Raw genomic sequence first — 17585 nt, forward strand, 5'->3', positions numbered from 1 at the left:
CTCTCGCCCCACCGAGACCAAGCGCCCCGCGAACCACCGGCCACAGCCGCCGTCCCCACACGCCACCCACGTCAAGACCCCAAGGAGCCCTTGGTGCCCCACACTTCAGACTCCCCCGACACCGCACGGACCTCCGTGACCCGGCCCGCCCCCCAGGACGTACGCACGGTGGCCTGCGTCGGTGCCGGGGTCATCGGCGGTGGCTGGGTCGCCCACTTCCTGGCCCGCGGGTATGACGTCAGGGCGTGGGATCCGGCGCCCGGCGCCGAGGCGCGGCTGCGCCGTCTCGTGGACGCCGCGTGGCCCGCGCTGGAGCGGCTGGGCCTCGCCCCGGGCGCCTCCCCGGCCCGTCTGACGGTCACCGACACGCTCGAAGAGGCGGTGGCGGAGGCCCAGTTCGTGCAGGAGAGTGCCCCGGAGAAGCTGGAGCTCAAGCGCGAGCTGCTGGCGAAACTGGACGCGGCGACGCCCGCCGAGATCGTCATCGCCTCGTCCACGTCCGGCTATCCGATGACGGACATGCAGACGGAGGCCGTCACCCCGGGCCGGCTGGTCGTCGGCCACCCCTTCAATCCGCCGTACCTCATCCCGCTCGTCGAGGTCGTCGGCGGCGAGCGCACGGACGCGGCGGCGGTCGAGTGGGCCTCCCGCTTCTACGAGGTGGCGGGCAAGTCCGTGATCACCATGGACCGCGAGGTCCCCGGCTTCATCGCCAACCGCCTCCAGGAGGCGCTCTGGCGGGAGGCCCTGCACATGGTCGCCAACGGCGAGGCGACGGTACGTGAGATAGACCGGTCCATCACCGAGGGCCCCGGTCTGCGCTGGGCGTTCATGGGCCCGATGCTCACCTTCGCGCTGGCCGGCGGGGAGGGCGGCATGGCACACATGCTGGACCACTTCGGCCCGTCCCTGAAGTCCCCATGGACTCGGCTGGACGCCCCGGAACTGGACCGCGCGCTCTACGACGCCGTCGTCGCGGGCTGCGAGGACGCCTCCGACGGACGGACCATCGCGGACCTCGTCGCGGAGCGCGACCAGGGGGTCATAGACGTGCTGCGCGCAACCGGCCGACTGCCCGGGACCGGCGCGCGATGACGTCCCTGCCCCTCTTCCGCGAGACCGTGCGCCCCGAATGGATCGACTACAACGGGCACTTGAGCGAGGCGTTCTACGTCCTCGTCTTCGGCCACGCGACCGACGCGATGATGGACGCGACGGGGATGGACGCCATGTACCGCGCGGACAGCGGCTGTTCGCTCTACACCGTCGAGTCGCACATCCGCTATCTGCGGGACGTACCCGAGGGGGCACACCTGGGCGTCCGCACCCGGATCCTCGGGGCGAGCGGCAAGAAGGCGCACTTCACGCATGAGATGTACGTCCTGGACGCGGCGAATTCCACACCTGACGCGGACGCCGCCGTGGTCGCCACGTCGGAACTGCTCGCCCTCCACGTGGACCAGAAGGCCGGACGGGCCACCCCGTTCCCGGAGGGCGTCCTCGACCGGCTCGCCTCGCTGGTGGAGTCTGCGCCCGCGTGGGCCGGGCGTTCCATCGCCCGGGTCGCCTGAGGTCGTCCGACGCGAAGGCCCCGCGCCGTCTGACGCGGAGGCCCGGATCGGCCGGGCCTCCGGGTCGCGTCACAGGGCCCGGAGGCCGCTGATCACATCGCGGAGAATGCTTTCGTCCGGCAGCTCGGCCGGTGGCACCGGACGCGTCACATGGACCAGCTCGTCGTCCACGAGGTCGCCGATGAGGACGCGTACGACCCCGACGGGCAGGTCGAGTTCGGCGGCGAGTTCAGCGACCGACTGGGGGGCGTCACGGCAGAGCCCGACGATGTCCACGTGCTCCGGAGACAGCGAGTGGTCCGCCTCCGGGTCGTCGGCGTGCAGCTCGGTCACGACCACCGCGATCAGGTCGAGGCGGTGCTGGGCCGCGCTGGTGGTGCGGCCGCGTGTCATGGCATACGGACGGACCACGGGTCCGGCCTCGTCGTCGAACCAGTGGGACATCCCCTGACTGTCTCCGCTCATGCCATCCCACTACCCGCCCGAGGGCAATTCGGTGCGCGGAGCGGCGGCCAGATGTGCGCCGACCCTCTTTACCAGCAGTGTCATCTCGTACGCGACCTGCCCGACATCGGAGTCGGAGTCGGAGAGGACCGCGAGGCAGCTGCCGTCGCCCGCGGCCGTGACGAACAGGAAGGCCTCGTCCAGTTCGACGATGGTCTGGCGGACGCTGCCCGCCTCGAAGTGTCGTCCGACGCCCTTGGCGAGGCTGTGGAACCCGGAGGCGACGGCGGCCAGATGTTCGCTGTCCTCCCTCGTCAGGTCGGTGGAGACCCCCGTGGGGAGGCCGTCCCCGGAGAGCACGAGTGCTTTGCGGATGCTGGCGACACGCGCCACCAAGTCGTCGAGGAGCCAGTTGAGTTCCCCCGTCGACGTGCTGGTCGTGGTGTGGCCGGCGGCCTTCGGTGCGGTCATCGACCGTCTCCCTTAGTCGTTCCTGGTGCTGTGCCGTCCTGGGCCTCGTCGCCCTCGGCGTTCTCCTCACGGCCGCGCCGCCAGCCGCGCTGGAGCGAGGCCATACGGTTGCGTACTTCGTCGGCGTCGCGCTCAGTGGGCTCCGCCCCGCGGACCGCGTCGTGCGCGGCCCGGCGGTCGGGGCCGTCCTTGAGCTGAGGGGCCAGATTGGCCTGTCGTACGCGGCGGGGCAGCGCGCCGGTGCCGCCCCCGGCAGCCGCGCCGGGGCGCGTTCCGCCGCCGGCCGGAGTACCGGGGTGGGTGCCGCCGGACTCGGTGCCGCGACGCGAGGCGCGCTGGGGAAGGGCCGGGGCGTCTGCGTCCCGGCGGCCTTCGGCGGCCTCAGGTCCGCGCGTGAGCGCCTCTCCGGGGCCCGCCGGGTCGCTGGGGCCGCCGCCGCGTCCGAGGGCCTGACGGCGCTCCACAGCGCCGCCGTCCGCCGAGTCGGTGGCTCCGGGCCAGTCGTCCGAAGGACCGCGGCGGGAGCCGAGGGAGTCCCCGGGCTCGCGGCGGGACGGTCCTCGCCTGACACTCCGCGACCGCTTCGGCAGGTCCTCCAGCACACCGGGGCGCTCGGACGAATCCCGGGCCGCCTGGGGCAGTTCCGTCACGTCGTCGGCGTCCGCGTGGTCCGTCGCCTCGTCACGCCGCGTCTTGGTCTGGGTCACGGGGCGCCCGTGCGAACTGACGAGCTTGGGGGTCCGGCGGCGCGGGAGCTGTACCGGCACACCGGACGGCTCCTCGGTGTCACCGTCGGCGTGCGACGGCTCGCGCGGATCCTGCCGTACCTGCTGCTGGTCCCCAGGCACCCCGGCGATGGAGCGGCGCGGGCGGAAGATGCCACCGCGCTCGCCGTCCTGGTCGTCGAGGGGGTCCGTGAAGTCGCCGAGGGCGTCCAGGTCGACGGGCGCCTCCAGTTCGACGGGTCCGTCCAGCATCGAGGCGGTCCGGCCGGGCAGCGTGACCGGCACCTGGGACAGGGCGGCCGTACGGCCCTCGTCGCCGTCCTGCTTCGAGGGAAGCGCCCGGTCGAGCCGGAAGCCCATGCCGTTCGTGTCGGGCACGTCGTCCGAGAGGAGCGCGTCCGGGACGAAGACCACGGCGGTGGTGCCGCCGTACGGGGACGGCTGCAGCGAGACGCGGACGTTCTGCCGCTGGGCGAGCCGGCTGACCACGAAGAGACCGAGCCGGTCGGTGTCCGAGAGCTCGAACTCGGGGGTCTCGGCGAGCCGCAGGTTGGCGTCGAGGAGTGCCTCCGCGGCCATGCCGAGGCCGCGGTCGTGGATCTCCAGGGTGAAGCCGTTGGCCACCCGCTCGCCGACCACCTGGACCGCCGTGTGCGGCGGCGAGAACACCGTGGCGTTCTCCAGGAGTTCGGCCACGAGGTGGGTGACGTCGGCGACCGCGGACCCGGTGACGGCCATCCGCGGCAGCCTCCGTACCTCGATGCGCTCGTAGTCCTCGACCTCGGCGACGGCGGCGCGTACGACGTCCATCAGCTGGACGGGTTTGCGCCACTGCCGGGACGGGGCCGCGCCGGAGAGGATCACCAGGCCCTCGGCGTGCCGGCGCATACGGGTCGTCAGGTGGTCGAGGCGGAACAGGTCGGCGAGTTCGTCGGTGTCGTCAGTCCTGCGCTCCATGGTGTCGAGCAGGGTCAGCTGCTTGTGCAGCAGGACCTGGCTGCGGCGGGCGAGGTTCACGAAGACCTCGGAGACGCCGCTGCGCAGCTCGGACTGTTTGACGGCGGCCTCGACGGCGGCCCGCTGGAGGATGTTGAGGGCCTGGCTGACCTCGCCGATCTCGTTCTTCTCGTACTCCAGACGCGGGACCTCGGTCTCCACGTCGACCTGTTCGCCCGCGGAGAGGCGGCGCATCACGCTGGGCAGCCGTACGCCGGCGGTCTCGTGGGCCTCCTGGCGGAGCCGGCGCAGGTCGCGGACGAGGCTGCGGCCGATGCGTACGGACATGAAGAGCGAGACCAGCAGCGCGCCCAGGCCCAGCACGCCGGCGATGCCCGCCTTGACGATGACGCCGATCGCGACGGGGCGCACGCGGTCCTGGAAGCGGTCGCTCGCCTGGGTGTTGAGCTTGTCGAGCCCGTCGAGGACATCGCCCGCGACACCGTCCCAGCTCTTCGCGGTGACTCCGCGGGGCTCGCCGGGCGAGGAGGCGATGACGGACTGCTCGGCCACGCGCAGCGGCGCGGTGGAGGCGTTCTTCCAGTAGCGGTCGAAGCGTGCGCGCTCGGCGGTGGGCAGCAGCGGCAGGCCGACCTCGTACATGAGCGTGCGCTGGGCGACGAGGTCGGAGACGTCGCGGGCCTCCTCGCGGGTCACCCGGCCGACGACGAGGGCGGAGCCGAGGAGGGCGTCCTCACGGGCGAGCAGCTCACGGGCGCGCGACATGTTGACGAGGGCGCGGGCCTGCTTGTCCACGTCCACGTTGTCGAGGACCTGGAGGTTGGTGAGGAGGGTGTAACAGGGCTCTACGAGGCGGTTGTAGAGGTCGAGGGCCTGGAGGCGGGTGACGGTGCCGTCCTCGACGCTCTGGCGCAGCGGACCGACGCCGTCGAAGGCGTCCAGGATCGCGGTGAGGCGCTCGGTGGTCTCCGCGCCCATCTCGTCCCGCAGATCGTCGTCCTTGGCGTTCCTGCGGATCTTCGACACGACCTCGTCGGTGGCGGTCCGGGTGCGCCGCAGATCGGCGCGTGCCTCGGAGGCCCGGGGGTCGGCGAGATAGACGAGCGTCTGGCGTCGCTCGTCCTGCAGGACGCTGATGACGTCCTCGGTCGGATAGCCGATCTCCTGGACGATGAACGTCGTGTCGAACAGCTGGTTGACCTCGCGCCCCGTGAGTACGGTGGCGAAGCCCCAGATCCCGGTCAGGGAAACCAGCGGCACGAGCAACAGCGCCACGATCTTCCGGCGGATGGACTTCCCGCGAAAGCGCATGGCCTCCCCCAGCTCGGCCCCCGGCGACCGGGGGCACACATGTGCGTCAACAAACGGCGTGAGCCTACTACCGACACAGTGGTATCTCGAAGGCCTGTCCGGACCGACTCGTTCCGGGACGGTAACAGGACATCAGGAGTTGTCCGTTCATTGCGGGAGATTGCCTCCCCGATTCCGACACGGGACACCGGACGCCATCCGGTCCGCATAGCGGGCCAGTTGGCCGGAATTTTACGGTCGACGGGAATCTTCGGGTTACGTCGATCGTCTGTCTGTACGGAAGTTGGAGGCGGAATCGGCAGCAGGTGCCGCATGCCGCGCCCAGGCAGCGTAAAACAGCGCAAGCCGGGCAACTGATGGGGAGCCGGGGTTCTCGTGACTCCGGAGCAGGCGGTTGTCGGGCGGTTGGGGAGTGACGAGTTGATGGGCACGGCGGAGCGGCACGGGACAGCCGGGACGGGCGTCGCGGAAGCCACGAAGACACGGCGGGGTCCACAGGCACCGGATCACGACATTCCGGCGGGCATCCCGATGAGGGCGGCCGAGAGGGAGTCCCCGACAGGGGCCGGATCGGAAACCAGGGCGAAGGCCGCACGAGGGGCCCGGTTCGTGGCGGGAGCGGATGCGGAGACCGGGACGGAAACCGTCGCGGATACGGAGGCGAACGCGGAAGCGGAGTCGAAGGCCGAGACGGAGACCGGGGCGGCAGCCGTCACGAACGCCGGGGCGGAAGCCGCCATGGAGGCCGAAGAGCAGGGCTATTACCGGCAGTTGTGGGTCGAGGAGCCCGCGACCAGGCGCCGGCTGCCCGATCCCGTACGGGCGTCCGCGGTGCGGGCCGTCATCATCATCGCCGTCACGCTGATCCAGGCGATGGTCGCCTTCCTCTGCACGCTGGCTGGTTCCTGGCTCGCGTTCCCCATGGTGCTGAGCAGCGTGGCGAGCACGGTGGTGGCCACCTGGGGCGCCCTGGACGTCTGGGTGACGCGCCAGGTGTGGAACCAGCGCAACGGCGTGGTGTCGGTGCCCAGCAGCACGGCTCGTGCCCTGCGGCGCGAGCGGCGCAGGGCACGGCGCCAGGAGCGGGCGTCGGAGCGGACCAAGGAGCGGATACGCCGACAGGGCGGCGGCGCGGGCCAGTTGTCGCACTCCTAGCGGCGGCGCGCCCCACCACCAGGACACGGCGACGGCCCTCCCCGTTAGGAGACGGCCGCCTCCGCCACCGTCACCCCGCGCCCGAGTTCGCGCCGAGCGCGCATGAACGGTCGTGGTCGGTCCACGGAGAGCACCGCGGTCGTGCGGCCGTCCCGCTCGTACAGGGCGAGGAAGCCTCCCTCGTCGGGCCCGTCGTCGGTGACGCCGCCCTCCGCGATGCGGACGGTGTCGGTTTCGAGCCGCCGCCCGGCGAACTGGATCCGTGCTCCGTACTGGTCGGACCAGAAGTAGGGCAGCGGGCGCACGGTCTCCGCAGCGTGTCCCGCGAGGAGGTTGCGCACGGCGACCCGGGGCTGCTCGGTGGCACTGGTCCAGTGTTCGGCTCGGGCTCCGCCGACGCGGGCGACGTCACCGACGGCGACCACCTGGGGCAGAGCCGTCACGCAGCCGTCGTCGCACAGCACCCCGTCGTGCAGTGCGAGGGTCGAGCCCGCCAGCCAGTCGGTGTTGGGGGTGGCTCCGATGCCGACGATCACGATGTCGGCGGGGAGCAGCCGGCCGTCGGCGAGTTCCACGCCGGTCACCGCGACCGCGCCGCGCAGCCCGGCGACGCCGGTGCCTGTGACCAGGTCGACGCCGCCGCGCCGGTGCAGTCCGGCGCACACCGCGGCCATCTCCGGGCCGAGTTGGGGCACCAGCGGCAGGGGTGCGGCCTCGACGACGGTGACGTCGTGGCCGAGTCCCGCGCAGGAGGAGGCCGTCTCGGCGCCGATGAAGCCACCGCCGATGACGACGACACGCCGGGTGCCCGCGGCGAGTTCGGTACGCAGCGCACGCGCGTCGTCGAGGGTGCGCAGGGTGTGGACTCCGGCGAGTTCGCAGCCGGGGAGCCTGCGGGCCGAGGCTCCGGTGGCGATGACCACGCCGTCGGTGGAGACGGTGCGGCCGTCGCCCAGGAGGACGGTCCGGCCGCGAGCGTCCAGGCCGCGGGCGCGGACGCCGAGCAGCCACTCGGCGTCGAGCTCGGTGGTCTCCTCGTCGTCGGAGAGGGCGAGTTGGTCCTCGCCGGACCGGCCGGTGAGGAAGTCCTTGGACAACGGGGGGCGGTCGTAGGGGCGGTGCGGTTCGTCCCCGACGACCACCAGTCGCCCGTCGAACCCCTGGGCACGCAGTTCCCGGGCGGCGTACAGCCCGGACAGCGAGGCCCCGACGACGGTCACTGTCCTCATGCCGCCGTGCCCTCCCCTTCGGCCGCCACTTCGGCCAGCACTTCGGCCGCGACGTGGACATGGACCATGCCGTCGTCGACGGTGACGCGGTGGGTACGGACCGCCCGGCGTGCGGGAAGGCACGTCGGCAGGCCGGTGCGGAGATCGAATGACGCGGCGTGGAGCGGGCATTCGACCAGACAACCCTCCAGCCAGCCCTCGGAGAGGGACGCATCCTGGTGGGTGCATGTGTCATCGATGGCGTACAGCTCGCCGTCGGCGTTGAACACGGCGATGGGCGGTGTGGTGTCGATACGGACGGATTCGCCCGCGGGGAGGTCATCAAGGCGGCAGACGGGAATCACGGGCCCCCCTCTCGGTCCAGGACCCATGGTCCGGGACCTCTCAGGTCCGGTCTGGTCCGAGACCTTCCCGGTCACGGACTCTTCGGTAACATGATGTTTCGTATGGCGCACGAGGGAGCGCTATGCGCAACAGAATCCGCGCGGGATGCCCGTCAAGTCAAGGGCTTCCGGCAGATGCGGCTCAATCCGGGCCGCCAGGTGGTGAGAGTTGAGTTATGACCCGCACGCAGAAGCAGGCTGACCGCACAGAGGAGACACCCGGGAAGCAGAGCAGGGGCGCGGGGAGCGCCGTCCAGTCCGTGGACCGCGCCGTGAGCGTGCTGGAGATCCTCGCCAGACTCGGCGAGGCAGGCGTCACCGAGATCGCCGACGAGCTGGAGGTGCACAAGTCCACCGCCTTCCGGCTCCTCGGAGTGCTGGAGAACAGGGGACTGGTCGCCCAGGCCAAGGATCGCGGGAAGTATTACCTGGGCGCCGGCGTACTACGCCTGGCGGGGGCGGCGGCAGTGCGCCTGGACATCTCGCAGGAGGGCGTGCCCGTGTGCCGAGAACTCGCGGACGAGGTGGGCGAGACCGTCAACATCGCGGTGCTCGACGACAACGCGGCGGTCAACATCATGCAGGCCCGCGGCGCCGCGTCCGTGACCGCGCAGAACTGGCTGGGCAGACGCACCCCGCTGCACGCCACATCCAGCGGAAAGGTGCTGCTGGGACATCTGCCGCCGACCCTGAGGGAAGGACTGCTGGCCAGACCGCTCCCACGTTTCACCGAGCGCACGATCACCGGCACGGCCGCGCTGCGCGGCGAGCTGGAGGCCGTGGTGGAGCAGGGGTACGCGTTCGCCCTGGAGGAGCTGGAGCTGGGGCTGGCCGCGACGGCCGCCCCGGTGCGCGCCCACGACGGGAAGGTGATCGGCGCTATCAGCGTCTCGGGTCCGGTGTACCGGCTGGATTCGGACCACCTGCCCGATCTCGCCAAGCGCACGGTGGCTGCCGCCGCCGACCTGTCGCGCCGGATGGGATACGGCTTCTGACGGAAGCGGGACGGGACGCCGACCGGAGCCGGAGACCGGTCGCCCGACGAACACGGCACGAAGCGCGGGGCCAGGAACACCTGGCCCCGCGTTTCTGTGTGTCGGACAGATTTCGTGCCGCCCGTTCCTTTTGCCAAGGATTAACCCGCACCTCTTGACGGCCCCTTGGCGGCGTTCTCACTATGTTCCTCATCGCGCAACCCATAGTGCATTGCGCAACAGCAGAGGAGCTTGGTCGTGCCACACGAGGTCCGTGCCGTAGTCGCTGTGAAGAAGGGCGCACCCGTCGAGGTGCAGACGATCGTCGTTCCCGACCCGGGTCCGGGCGAGGTGCTCGTCTCCGTGCAGGCCTGCGGGGTCTGCCACACGGATCTGCACTATCGGGAGGGCGCGATCAACGACGACTTCCCGTTCCTGCTCGGCCATGAGGCGGCCGGCACGATCGAGGCGATCGGCGAGGGCGTGACCGACCTCAAGACCGGCGACTACGTGGTCCTGGCCTGGCGCGCCCCCTGTGGTTCCTGTCGCTCCTGTCGTCGCGGCCGTCCCTGGTACTGCTTCGACTCTCGCAACGCCACCCAGCCGATGACCCTCCTGGACGGCACCCCGCTCAGCAACGCCCTCGGCATCGGCGCCTTCGCCGAGAAGACCCTGGTCGCGGCCGGACAGGCGGTGAAGATCGACCCGGCGGCCCGGCCCGAGGCCGCGGGCCTCATCGGCTGCGGGGTGATGGCCGGCTACGGAGCGGCCGTGAACACCGGCAACGTCGGCCGCGGTGACACGGTCGCCGTCATCGGCTGCGGCGGAGTCGGCAACGCGGCCATCGCGGGCGCCTGCCTCAACGGCGCCATGAAGGTCATCGCCGTCGACATCGACGACAAGAAGCTCGACCAGGCGGAGAGGTTCGGCGCCACCCACACGGTCAACTCCCGCGGCACCGACCCGATCGAGGCCGTACGCGCACTCACCGACGGCTTCGGCGTGGACATCGCCATCGACGCGGTGGGCCGCCCGGAGACCTTCAAACAGGCCTTCTACATGCGCGACCACGCCGGTCTGCTGGTCCAGGTCGGTGTCCCCTCCCCCGACATGAAGATCGAACTCCCGCTGATCGACATCTTCTCCCGGGGCGGCGCGATCAAGTCCTCCTGGTACGGCGACTGCCTGCCCAGCCGCGACTTCCCGTTCCTCATCGACCAGTACCTGTACGGACTGCTGGACCTCAACGCCTTCGTCACCGAGACCATCGCGCTCGACCAGGTCGAGGAGGCCTTCGCCAAGATGCACCGCGGCGAGGTGCTGCGCTCGGTGGTGGTCCTGTGAGCAGCCAGGGGACCGTACGGATCGAGCGCGTGGTCACCTCCGGCACGTTCAGCCTCGACGGCGAGACCTTCGACGTCGACAACAACGTCTGGCTGGTCGGCGACGACGCTGAGGTACTGATCGTCGACGCCGCCCATGACGCCCGTACGATCCACCGGGCCGTAGCGGGCCGCCAGGTGGTCGCCGTGGTGTGCACCCACGCGCACGACGACCACGTCGACGCGGCGGCAGAACTGGCCGAGCTGACCGGCGCGCCCGTCCTCCTGCACCCCGGCGACCAGGAGCTGTGGGCCGCCACGCACCCCGACCGCAAGCCGGACGGCGAGCTCTCCGACGGGCAGCGGATCGGAGTCGCCGGGATCGAACTCCAGGTGATCCACAACCCCGGGCACACCTGGGGCAGCTGCTCCCTCTATGCCACGTTCCTCGACGCGGTCTTCACCGGGGACACCCTCTTCCACGGCGGTCCCGGCGCCACCGGCCGCTCCTACTCCGACCGGCCGACCATCGAGGCCTCCATCCGCAACCGGCTGCTCACGCTGCCAGGCGACACGGACGTCCACACCGGACACGGCGAGGACACCACGATCGCCGCCGAACGCCCCAACGTCCCCGCTCCATAAGCACGTCCACCTCCCGCTCCATAAGCGCGTCCGCCTCCCCGCTCCCCGAGCGCGTTCACCCCCGCCACGACAACCCCCACCAGGACAAGGAGGGGCATGTCCAGCACGCCCGAAACGAATCCCCGCGTGGTCATCGTGGGCGCCGGCATCGTCGGCTGTTCCCTCGCCGACGAGCTCACCGCCCGCGGCTGGACCGACGTCACCGTCCTCGAACAGGGACCGCTGCCCGCTCCCGGCGGCTCCACCTCGCACGCGCCGGGTCTGGTCTTCCAGACGAACCCGTCGAAGACCCTCACCGAGTTCGCCCGGTACACGGTCGAGAAGTTCAACTCCCTCGAGGTGGACGGAGTCTCCTGCTTCAACCCGGTCGGCGGCCTGGAGCTGGCGACGACTCCCGAGCGGCTCGCGGAGCTGCACCGCAGGGCCGGATACGCCGCTTCGTGGGGCATCCGCGGCGAGATCGTGAGCGCGTCCCGGTGCAAGGAGCTCTGGCCCCTCATCGACGAGTCGGTCGTCCTCGGCGGCTTCCACACCCCCGACGACGGCCTGGCCCGCGCGCTGCTCGCGTCCCGCGCCCAGCTGGCCCGGGCCGAAAGCCGCGGCGCGCGCTTCCTGGACCGGCACACGGTCACCGGGATCGAGCAGGAGGCCGGCAAGGTCACCGCGGTCGTCACCGACCGGGGCACCTTCCCCGCCGACCACGTGGTCTCGGCGGCCGGTTTCTGGGGCCCGGTCATCGGCCGCATGGCCGGTGTCGACGTACCCCTGCAACCGCTCGCCCACCAGTACGCGAGGACCAGGCCCCTCCCCGAACTGGCAGGGGCCACCGAAGAGGCCTCGAAGCCCATCCTCCGTTTCCAGGACCGCGACCTCTACTTCCGCGAGCACACCGACCGCATCGGCATCGGCAGCTACGCGCACAAGCCGCTCCCCGTCGACCCGTTCGCGGTCCTCGACTACGACGAGGCACGCGCGAACGACATGGAGATGCCGTCCTCGTTCCCCTTCACCGAGGAGGACTGGGCGCCGAGCTGGGACGACTGCCGTCAACTGATGCCCGCACTGCGCGAGGCGGAGATCGAGGAGGGCTTCAACGGCGTCTTCTCCTTCACGCCCGACGGCATGCCCGTCCTCGGCGAGTCCCGGGCGCTGCGCGGCTTCTGGCTGGCGGAGGCCGTGTGGGTCACCCACTCGGCCGGAGTCGCCAAGGCGGTGGCCGAGTGGATGGTCGACGGCCGCCCCGAGACCGACGCCCACGAGTGCGACCTCACCCGTTTCGAGGACGCCCAGCGCTCCCCCTCGTACGTCAAGGACCGGGGTTCGCAGCAGTTCGTCGAGGTGTACGACGTGCTGCACCCGCTCCAGCCGATGGAGCAGCCGCGTCCGCTGCGGGTCAGCCCCTTCTACGCACGCCAGCAGGAGCTGGGCGCCTACTTCCTGGAGGGCGGCGGCTGGGAGCGCCCGCACTGGTACGAGGCGAACGCCCCGCTCGTCGACGCCCTCGGCCCGCTCCCCGAGCGGGACGCCTGGTCGGCGCGCTACTGGTCGCCGATCGCGGCGGCCGAGGCGAGGGCGACCCGCGAGAAGGTCGCCCTCTACGACATGACCCCCCTGCGCCGCCTCGAGGTCACCGGCCCCGGAGCCCTCGACTTCCTGCACGGTATGACCACCAACAACCTCCGCAAGAAGCCCGGCGCGGTGACGTACACCCTGCTCCTGGACGAGACGGGCGGCGTACGTTCCGACCTCACCGTCGCGCGGCTCGACCCCGACCGCTTCCAGGTGGGCGCCAACTCCCCGGCGGATCTTGACTGGTTGACCAGGCACGCCCCCGAGGGAGTACAGGTCCGGGACATCACCTCCGGCACCTGCTGCATCGGCGTCTGGGGGCCGCTGGCCCGCGACCTCGTCCAGCCGCTGACCCGCGACGACTTCTCGCACGAGGGCTTCGGCTACTTCCGCGCGAAGGAGACGTATCTCGGCCATGTCCCGGTCACCGCCATGCGCCTGAGCTATGTCGGCGAGCTGGGCTGGGAGCTCTACACCTCCGCCGACCTGGGGCTCCGCCTCTGGGACACGCTCTGGGAGGCGGGCCAAGAGCACGGTGTGATCGCGGCCGGGCGTTCCGCCTTCAACAGCCTGCGGCTGGAGAAGGGCTACCGCGCGTGGGGTGTCGACATGACCGACGAGCACGATCCGTACGAGGCGGGGGTCGGCTTCGCCGTCCGCCTGGACAAGGGGGACTTCACGGGGATGGGGGCGCTTCAGGCCCGGGGCGAACCGGCTCGTCGGCTCACTCCGCTGCTCCTCGACGACCCGGCGTCCGTCGTCCTCGGCAAGGAGCCCGTGTACGTCGACGGCTCCCCCGCGGGTTACGTCACCAGCGCGTCGTACGGATACACGCTGGGCCGCTGTGTCGCGTACGCGTGGCTGCCGGTGCTCCCCACCGGGGCGAGTGTGCACGTGGAGTACTTCGGCGAGAAGGTGCCCGCGACCGTGGCCGACGAGCCGCTCTTCGATCCGAAGATGACCCGCATCCGACGTTGATCGCAAGCTCTGGAGGTCCCCTGTGTCCCCTACCTACGACGTGATCGTCATCGGTCTCGGCGGAATGGGCAGTGCCGCCGCCCACCATCTGTCCTCGCGCGGTGTGCGGGTGCTCGGGCTGGAGAAGTTCGGGCCGGTGCACAACCGCGGTTCCAGTCACGGTGGTTCGCGGATCACCCGGCAGTCCTACTTCGAGGACCCGGCGTACGTACCGCTGCTGCTGCGCGCCTACGAGCTGTACGAGGACGTGGAGCGGGCCACCGGCCGGGACATCGCGACGCTGTGCGGCGGTGTGATGGTCGGGCCTCCCGACTCGCTGACCGTCTCGGGTTCGCTGCGCTCGGCCAAGCAGTGGGACCTGCCCCACGAGATGCTGGACGCGACCGAGATCCGCCGCCGCTTCCCGACGCTCAACCCGAAGGACGACGAGGTCGCGCTCTACGAGAAGAAGGCCGGCCTGGTCCGCCCCGAGAACATGGTCGCGGCCCATCTCCAGCTCGCCACCCGGCAGGGCGCCGACCTGCACTTCGACGAGCCGATGACCCGCTGGGAGCCGTACCGGGACGGGGTTCGCGTCCACACGGCCGAGAACACGTACACCGCGAGCCAGTTGGTGATCTGCCCGGGTGCCTGGGCGCCCCAGCTGCTCACCGACCTCGGGGTGCCGTTCAGTATCGAGCGGCAGGTCATGTACTGGTTCCAGCCGACGGGCGGGGTCCGGCCGTTCCTGCCCGAGAACCATCCGATCTACATCTGGGAGGACGCGGACAACGTCCAGGTCTACGGCTTCCCGTCCATCGACGGGCCGGAGCTGGGCGCCAAGGTCGCCTTCTTCCGCAAGGGCGTCGAGTGCACCCCGGAGAACATCGACCGAACGGTCCACGAGGACGAGATCCAGGCGATGGCGGACCACATGTCCCGCTGTATCCCGGACCTGCCCGGCACCTTCCTCAAGGCCGCCACCTGCATGTACTCCAACACCCCCGACGAGCACTTCGTCCTCGCCCGGCATCCCGCGCACCCGGAGTCCGTGACCGTGGCCTGCGGGTTCTCCGGGCACGGCTTCAAGTTCGTGCCGGTCGTCGGCGAGATCCTCGCCGATCTGGCGCTCACGGGCACCACCGCTCACCCGATCGGCCTGTTCGACCCCCACCGCCTCGCCGCCGCGCCCGCCTGAGGAGCACGCACGTGACGACGACCCCCGTCTCCCCCGCCCCCGCCTCCGCCCCCGGTCAGCTGCCGCCCAGCCTGATCGCCACCCTTCCGGGGCACTACTACACCGACCCGGAGATCTTCCGGCAGGAGCAGGAACGGCTCTTCGAGTCGATGTGGTTCTGTGCGATCCGCAGCGCCGACCTGGCCAAACCGGGCGCGTTCCGTACGGTCCAGGTCGGCCGTGAGAGCGTCCTGATCACCCGCTCCCGCACCGGTGAGCTGCGCGCCTTCCTGAACGTCTGCCGCCACCGCGGGGCCCGCCTCTGTCTGGAGGAGGCCGGCGAGGTCCGGCGCAACCTCCAGTGCCCGTACCACGCGTGGACGTACGACCTCGACGGCAAGCTGATCGCGGCGCCGAACCTGGTGAAGATGCCGGACGTCGACCGGACGGAGTACGGCCTGGTCAAGGTCGCGCTGCGGGAGTGGCTCGGCTACGCCTGGGTCTGTCTGGCCGACGAGCCGCCGTCCTTCGAGGAGACGGTGATGGGCGCGGCCGTGGAGCGGCTCGGGAACGTGGCGGCCATCGAGCACTACGGCACGGAGAACCTCGCCCTCGGAAAACGCATCACCTATGACGTGAAGGCGAACTGGAAACTGATCGTCGAGAACTTCATGGAGTGCTACCACTGCGCGACGATCCACCCCGAGCTCACCGACGTCCTCCCGGAGTTCGCCGACGGCTACGCGGCCCAGTACTACGTGGGGCACGGCGCCGAGTTCGGCGAGGAGGTCAAGGGATTCACCGTCGACGGCAGCGAGGGCTTCGGGAAACTTCCCGCAGTCGCGGAGGATCAGGACCGTCGTTACTATGCGATAACGGTCAAACCAACCGTGTTCATCAATCTCGTCCCCGACCATGTCATCCTGCACCGCATGTTCCCCCTCGCCGAGGACCGGACGATCGTGGAGTGCGACTGGCTCTACGCACCCGAGGTCGTCGAGTCGGGCGCCGATGTCTCGAAGTCCGTGGAACTCTTCCACCGGGTCAACGCCCAGGACTTCGAGGCCTGCGAGCGTACGCAGCCCGCGATGGCGTCCCGCGCCTACCGGAGGGGCGGGGTGCTGGTGCCCACCGAGCACCACATCGGGATTTTCCACGAGTGGCTCATTGGCATGCTGGGAGGCATGGATGGCTGATCTCTATATCGGCGGCACGTGGACGAGCGCGCGGGAGAAGGGCACCCGCGAGATCCGCTGTCCGGCCGACGGTTCACTCGTCGCCGTCGTGGACGAGGCGGGCCCCCAGGACACGGCCGACGCGATCGCGGCCGCGCGCCGCGCCTTCGACGACGGCCCCTGGCCCCGGACGCCCCCGAACGAGCGCGGTGACCTGCTGCTGCGGGTCGCCGACCTGCTCGCCCGCGACAAGGACGTACTCGCCCGCGCGGAGTCCCTCGACACCGGCAAACGCCTGGTGGAGAGCGAGTACGACATCGACGACATCGAGAACTGCTTCCGCTACTTCGGCCGGCTCGTCGCGAGCGAGTCCGGCCGGGTCGTGGAGACGGGCACGGAGGGCGTCGACAGCCGGGTCGTATACGAACCGGTCGGTGTCTGCGCGCTGATCACCCCCTGGAACTATCCGCTGCTCCAGACGGCGTGGAAGGTCGCCCCGGCGCTCGCCGCGGGCAACACCTTCATCCTCAAGCCGAGCGAGCTGACCCCGCACACCGCGATCCATCTGATGCGCCTCCTGGAGGAGGCCGGGGTGCCCGCCGGTGTGGCGAACCTGGTCCTCGGCGCAGGTCCCGAGGCCGGCGCTCCGCTGGGCGACCATCCGGACGTGGACCTGGTGTCCTTCACCGGCGGTCTGCAGACCGGCCGCAGACTCATGGCCGCGGCGGCCGGGACGGTGAAGAAGGTCGCCCTCGAACTGGGCGGCAAGAACCCGAACATCGTCTTCGCCGACGCCGACTTCGAGACGGCCGTCGACATGGCGTTGACGGCCGTCTTCCTGCATTCCGGGCAGGTCTGCTCGGCCGGGGCGCGGCTCCTGGTCGAGGACTCGCTGCACGACCGGTTCGTCGACGAGGTCGTCCGCAGGGCCCGGCAGATCAGGCTGGGCGGACCGTTCGACGAGCAGGCGCAGACCGGTCCGCTGATCTCGGCGGCCCACCGGGAGAAGGTCGAGGCATACGTCGCCAAGGGCCTGGAGGAGGGCGCGGTCCTGCGCTGCGGCGGGGAGCGCCCGGCCGATCCTCCGCACCCGGACGGCTTCTACTACCCCCCGACCGTGCTCGACGAGTGCTCCGGCCCGATGTCGGTCGTCCAGGAGGAGTCCTTCGGGCCCGTACTGACCGTGGAGCGGTTCACGGACGAGGCGGAGGCGGTGCGGCTGGCCAACGACACGATCTACGGTCTGGCCGGCGGGATCTTCACCTCCGACGAGGCGAAGGCCCAGCGGGTCGCGTCCGCGCTGCGGATCGGCACCATCTGGATCAACGACTACCACCCGTACGTCCCACAGGCCGAGTGGGGCGGTTACAAGCAGTCCGGGTTCGGGCGGGAGCTCGGTCCTGCCGGTCTCGCCGAGTACCGCGAGACCAAACACATCTGGCGCACGACCAATCCCAGTCCACAGGGCTGGTTCTCCTGATCCATGTCCCCGGGGCCGGTTCTGCGGATCCACAGCAAGA

The 17585-nt window shown here is 70.7% G+C and carries 15 protein-coding genes; 10 read left to right on the forward strand and 5 right to left on the reverse strand.

What is annotated here, in order from left to right; genetic code table 11:
- Positions 1 to 93 precede the first annotated feature (93 nt).
- Positions 94 to 1095: a 3-hydroxyacyl-CoA dehydrogenase NAD-binding domain-containing protein gene (locus ACN20J_RS09825; RefSeq protein WP_419665723.1), complete on the forward strand. Its 1002-nt coding sequence runs from the start codon at positions 94 to 96 to the stop codon at positions 1093 to 1095.
- Positions 1092 to 1571, forward strand: a complete 480-nt coding sequence (locus ACN20J_RS09830; protein ID WP_419665724.1) for a thioesterase family protein — start codon at positions 1092 to 1094, stop codon at positions 1569 to 1571. The genes ACN20J_RS09825 and ACN20J_RS09830 overlap by 4 nt, the downstream gene beginning before the upstream one ends.
- Before the next feature lie 69 nt (positions 1572 to 1640).
- Here ACN20J_RS09830 and ACN20J_RS09835 read toward each other — a convergent pair whose 3' ends face one another.
- The 3 genes from ACN20J_RS09835 to ACN20J_RS09845 are packed head-to-tail and all read right to left on the reverse strand — an operon-like array spanning position 1641 to position 5479.
- Complete coding sequence (locus ACN20J_RS09835) at positions 1641 to 2036, reverse strand: DUF742 domain-containing protein (RefSeq protein ID WP_055613361.1); 396 nt, start codon at positions 2034 to 2036, stop codon at positions 1641 to 1643.
- A 9-nt stretch (positions 2037 to 2045) separates the two neighbouring features.
- Positions 2046 to 2486 carry a roadblock/LC7 domain-containing protein gene (locus ACN20J_RS09840; protein ID WP_189839795.1) on the reverse strand — a complete coding sequence of 147 codons (441 nt, stop codon included), beginning with the start codon at positions 2484 to 2486 and terminating at the stop codon, positions 2046 to 2048.
- On the reverse strand, positions 2483 to 5479 hold the full coding sequence (locus ACN20J_RS09845) for a nitrate- and nitrite sensing domain-containing protein (RefSeq protein WP_419665725.1): 2997 nt from the start codon (positions 5477 to 5479) through the stop codon (positions 2483 to 2485). The genes ACN20J_RS09840 and ACN20J_RS09845 overlap by 4 nt, the downstream gene beginning before the upstream one ends.
- Before the next feature lie 609 nt (positions 5480 to 6088).
- On the opposite strand from ACN20J_RS09845, the gene ACN20J_RS09850 reads away from it, so the two are divergent.
- Positions 6089 to 6634, forward strand: coding sequence for a hypothetical protein (locus ACN20J_RS09850; RefSeq protein ID WP_259333542.1), 546 nt, complete (start codon positions 6089 to 6091; stop codon positions 6632 to 6634).
- 44 nt (positions 6635 to 6678) lie between these two features.
- Here ACN20J_RS09850 and ACN20J_RS09855 read toward each other — a convergent pair whose 3' ends face one another.
- Positions 6679 to 7863 carry an NAD(P)/FAD-dependent oxidoreductase gene (locus ACN20J_RS09855; protein WP_419665726.1) on the reverse strand — a complete coding sequence of 395 codons (1185 nt, stop codon included), beginning with the start codon at positions 7861 to 7863 and terminating at the stop codon, positions 6679 to 6681.
- Entirely contained in the window at positions 7860 to 8207 is a 348-nt protein-coding gene (locus tag ACN20J_RS09860; RefSeq protein ID WP_361996199.1) for a bifunctional 3-phenylpropionate/cinnamic acid dioxygenase ferredoxin subunit, read from the reverse strand. The genes ACN20J_RS09855 and ACN20J_RS09860 overlap by 4 nt, the downstream gene beginning before the upstream one ends.
- 215 nt (positions 8208 to 8422) lie before the next feature.
- On the opposite strand from ACN20J_RS09860, the gene ACN20J_RS09865 reads away from it, so the two are divergent.
- The 7 genes from ACN20J_RS09865 (at position 8423) to ACN20J_RS09895 (ending at position 17545) form a co-directional block, all read left to right on the forward strand.
- Positions 8423 to 9241: an IclR family transcriptional regulator gene (locus tag ACN20J_RS09865; protein WP_079053076.1), complete on the forward strand. Its 819-nt coding sequence runs from the start codon at positions 8423 to 8425 to the stop codon at positions 9239 to 9241.
- 237 nt (positions 9242 to 9478) lie between these two features.
- Positions 9479 to 10564, forward strand: a complete 1086-nt coding sequence (locus tag ACN20J_RS09870; protein WP_190229234.1) for an S-(hydroxymethyl)mycothiol dehydrogenase — start codon at positions 9479 to 9481, stop codon at positions 10562 to 10564.
- Positions 10561 to 11187 (forward strand): MBL fold metallo-hydrolase, encoded by a 627-nt coding sequence (locus ACN20J_RS09875; protein ID WP_419665727.1) that lies wholly within the window; start codon positions 10561 to 10563, stop codon positions 11185 to 11187. Before ACN20J_RS09870 ends, ACN20J_RS09875 begins: the two co-directional genes overlap by 4 nt.
- Before the next feature lie 96 nt (positions 11188 to 11283).
- Positions 11284 to 13734 (forward strand): GcvT family protein, encoded by a 2451-nt coding sequence (locus ACN20J_RS09880; RefSeq protein WP_419665728.1) that lies wholly within the window; start codon positions 11284 to 11286, stop codon positions 13732 to 13734.
- A gap of 22 nt (positions 13735 to 13756) precedes the next feature.
- Positions 13757 to 14911 carry an N-methyl-L-tryptophan oxidase gene (solA, locus tag ACN20J_RS09885; RefSeq protein WP_419665729.1) on the forward strand — a complete coding sequence of 385 codons (1155 nt, stop codon included), beginning with the start codon at positions 13757 to 13759 and terminating at the stop codon, positions 14909 to 14911.
- 11 nt (positions 14912 to 14922) lie between these two features.
- Positions 14923 to 16086 carry an aromatic ring-hydroxylating oxygenase subunit alpha gene (locus ACN20J_RS09890; protein ID WP_361996205.1) on the forward strand — a complete coding sequence of 388 codons (1164 nt, stop codon included), beginning with the start codon at positions 14923 to 14925 and terminating at the stop codon, positions 16084 to 16086.
- Positions 16079 to 17545 (forward strand): aldehyde dehydrogenase family protein, encoded by a 1467-nt coding sequence (locus tag ACN20J_RS09895; protein ID WP_055611055.1) that lies wholly within the window; start codon positions 16079 to 16081, stop codon positions 17543 to 17545. The genes ACN20J_RS09890 and ACN20J_RS09895 overlap by 8 nt, the downstream gene beginning before the upstream one ends.
- The last annotated feature ends 40 nt before the right edge of the window (positions 17546 to 17585 follow it).

Origin of the sequence: Streptomyces sp. 2-1, assembly GCF_048564895.1 — a bacterium.
Lineage (GTDB): Bacteria > Actinomycetota > Actinomycetes > Streptomycetales > Streptomycetaceae > Streptomyces > Streptomyces phaeochromogenes.

Bases quoted from the DNA above. Each gene is read 5' to 3' on its own strand.
- ACN20J_RS09840 (WP_189839795.1), bottom strand. From the start codon at position 2,486: ATGACCGCACCGAAGGCCGCCGGCCACACCACGACCAGCACGTCGACG.
- ACN20J_RS09845 (WP_419665725.1), bottom strand. From the start codon at position 5,479: ATGCGCTTTCGCGGGAAGTCCATCCGCCGGAAGATCGTGGCGCTGTTG.
- ACN20J_RS09895 (WP_055611055.1), top strand. From the start codon at position 16,079: ATGGCTGATCTCTATATCGGCGGCACGTGGACGAGCGCGCGGGAGAAG.
- ACN20J_RS09880 (WP_419665728.1), top strand. From the start codon at position 11,284: ATGTCCAGCACGCCCGAAACGAATCCCCGCGTGGTCATCGTGGGCGCC.
- ACN20J_RS09865 (WP_079053076.1), top strand. From the start codon at position 8,423: ATGACCCGCACGCAGAAGCAGGCTGACCGCACAGAGGAGACACCCGGG.
- ACN20J_RS09835 (WP_055613361.1), bottom strand. From the start codon at position 2,036: ATGAGCGGAGACAGTCAGGGGATGTCCCACTGGTTCGACGACGAGGCC.
- ACN20J_RS09830 (WP_419665724.1), top strand. From the start codon at position 1,092: ATGACGTCCCTGCCCCTCTTCCGCGAGACCGTGCGCCCCGAATGGATC.
- ACN20J_RS09855 (WP_419665726.1), bottom strand. From the start codon at position 7,863: ATGAGGACAGTGACCGTCGTCGGGGCCTCGCTGTCCGGGCTGTACGCC.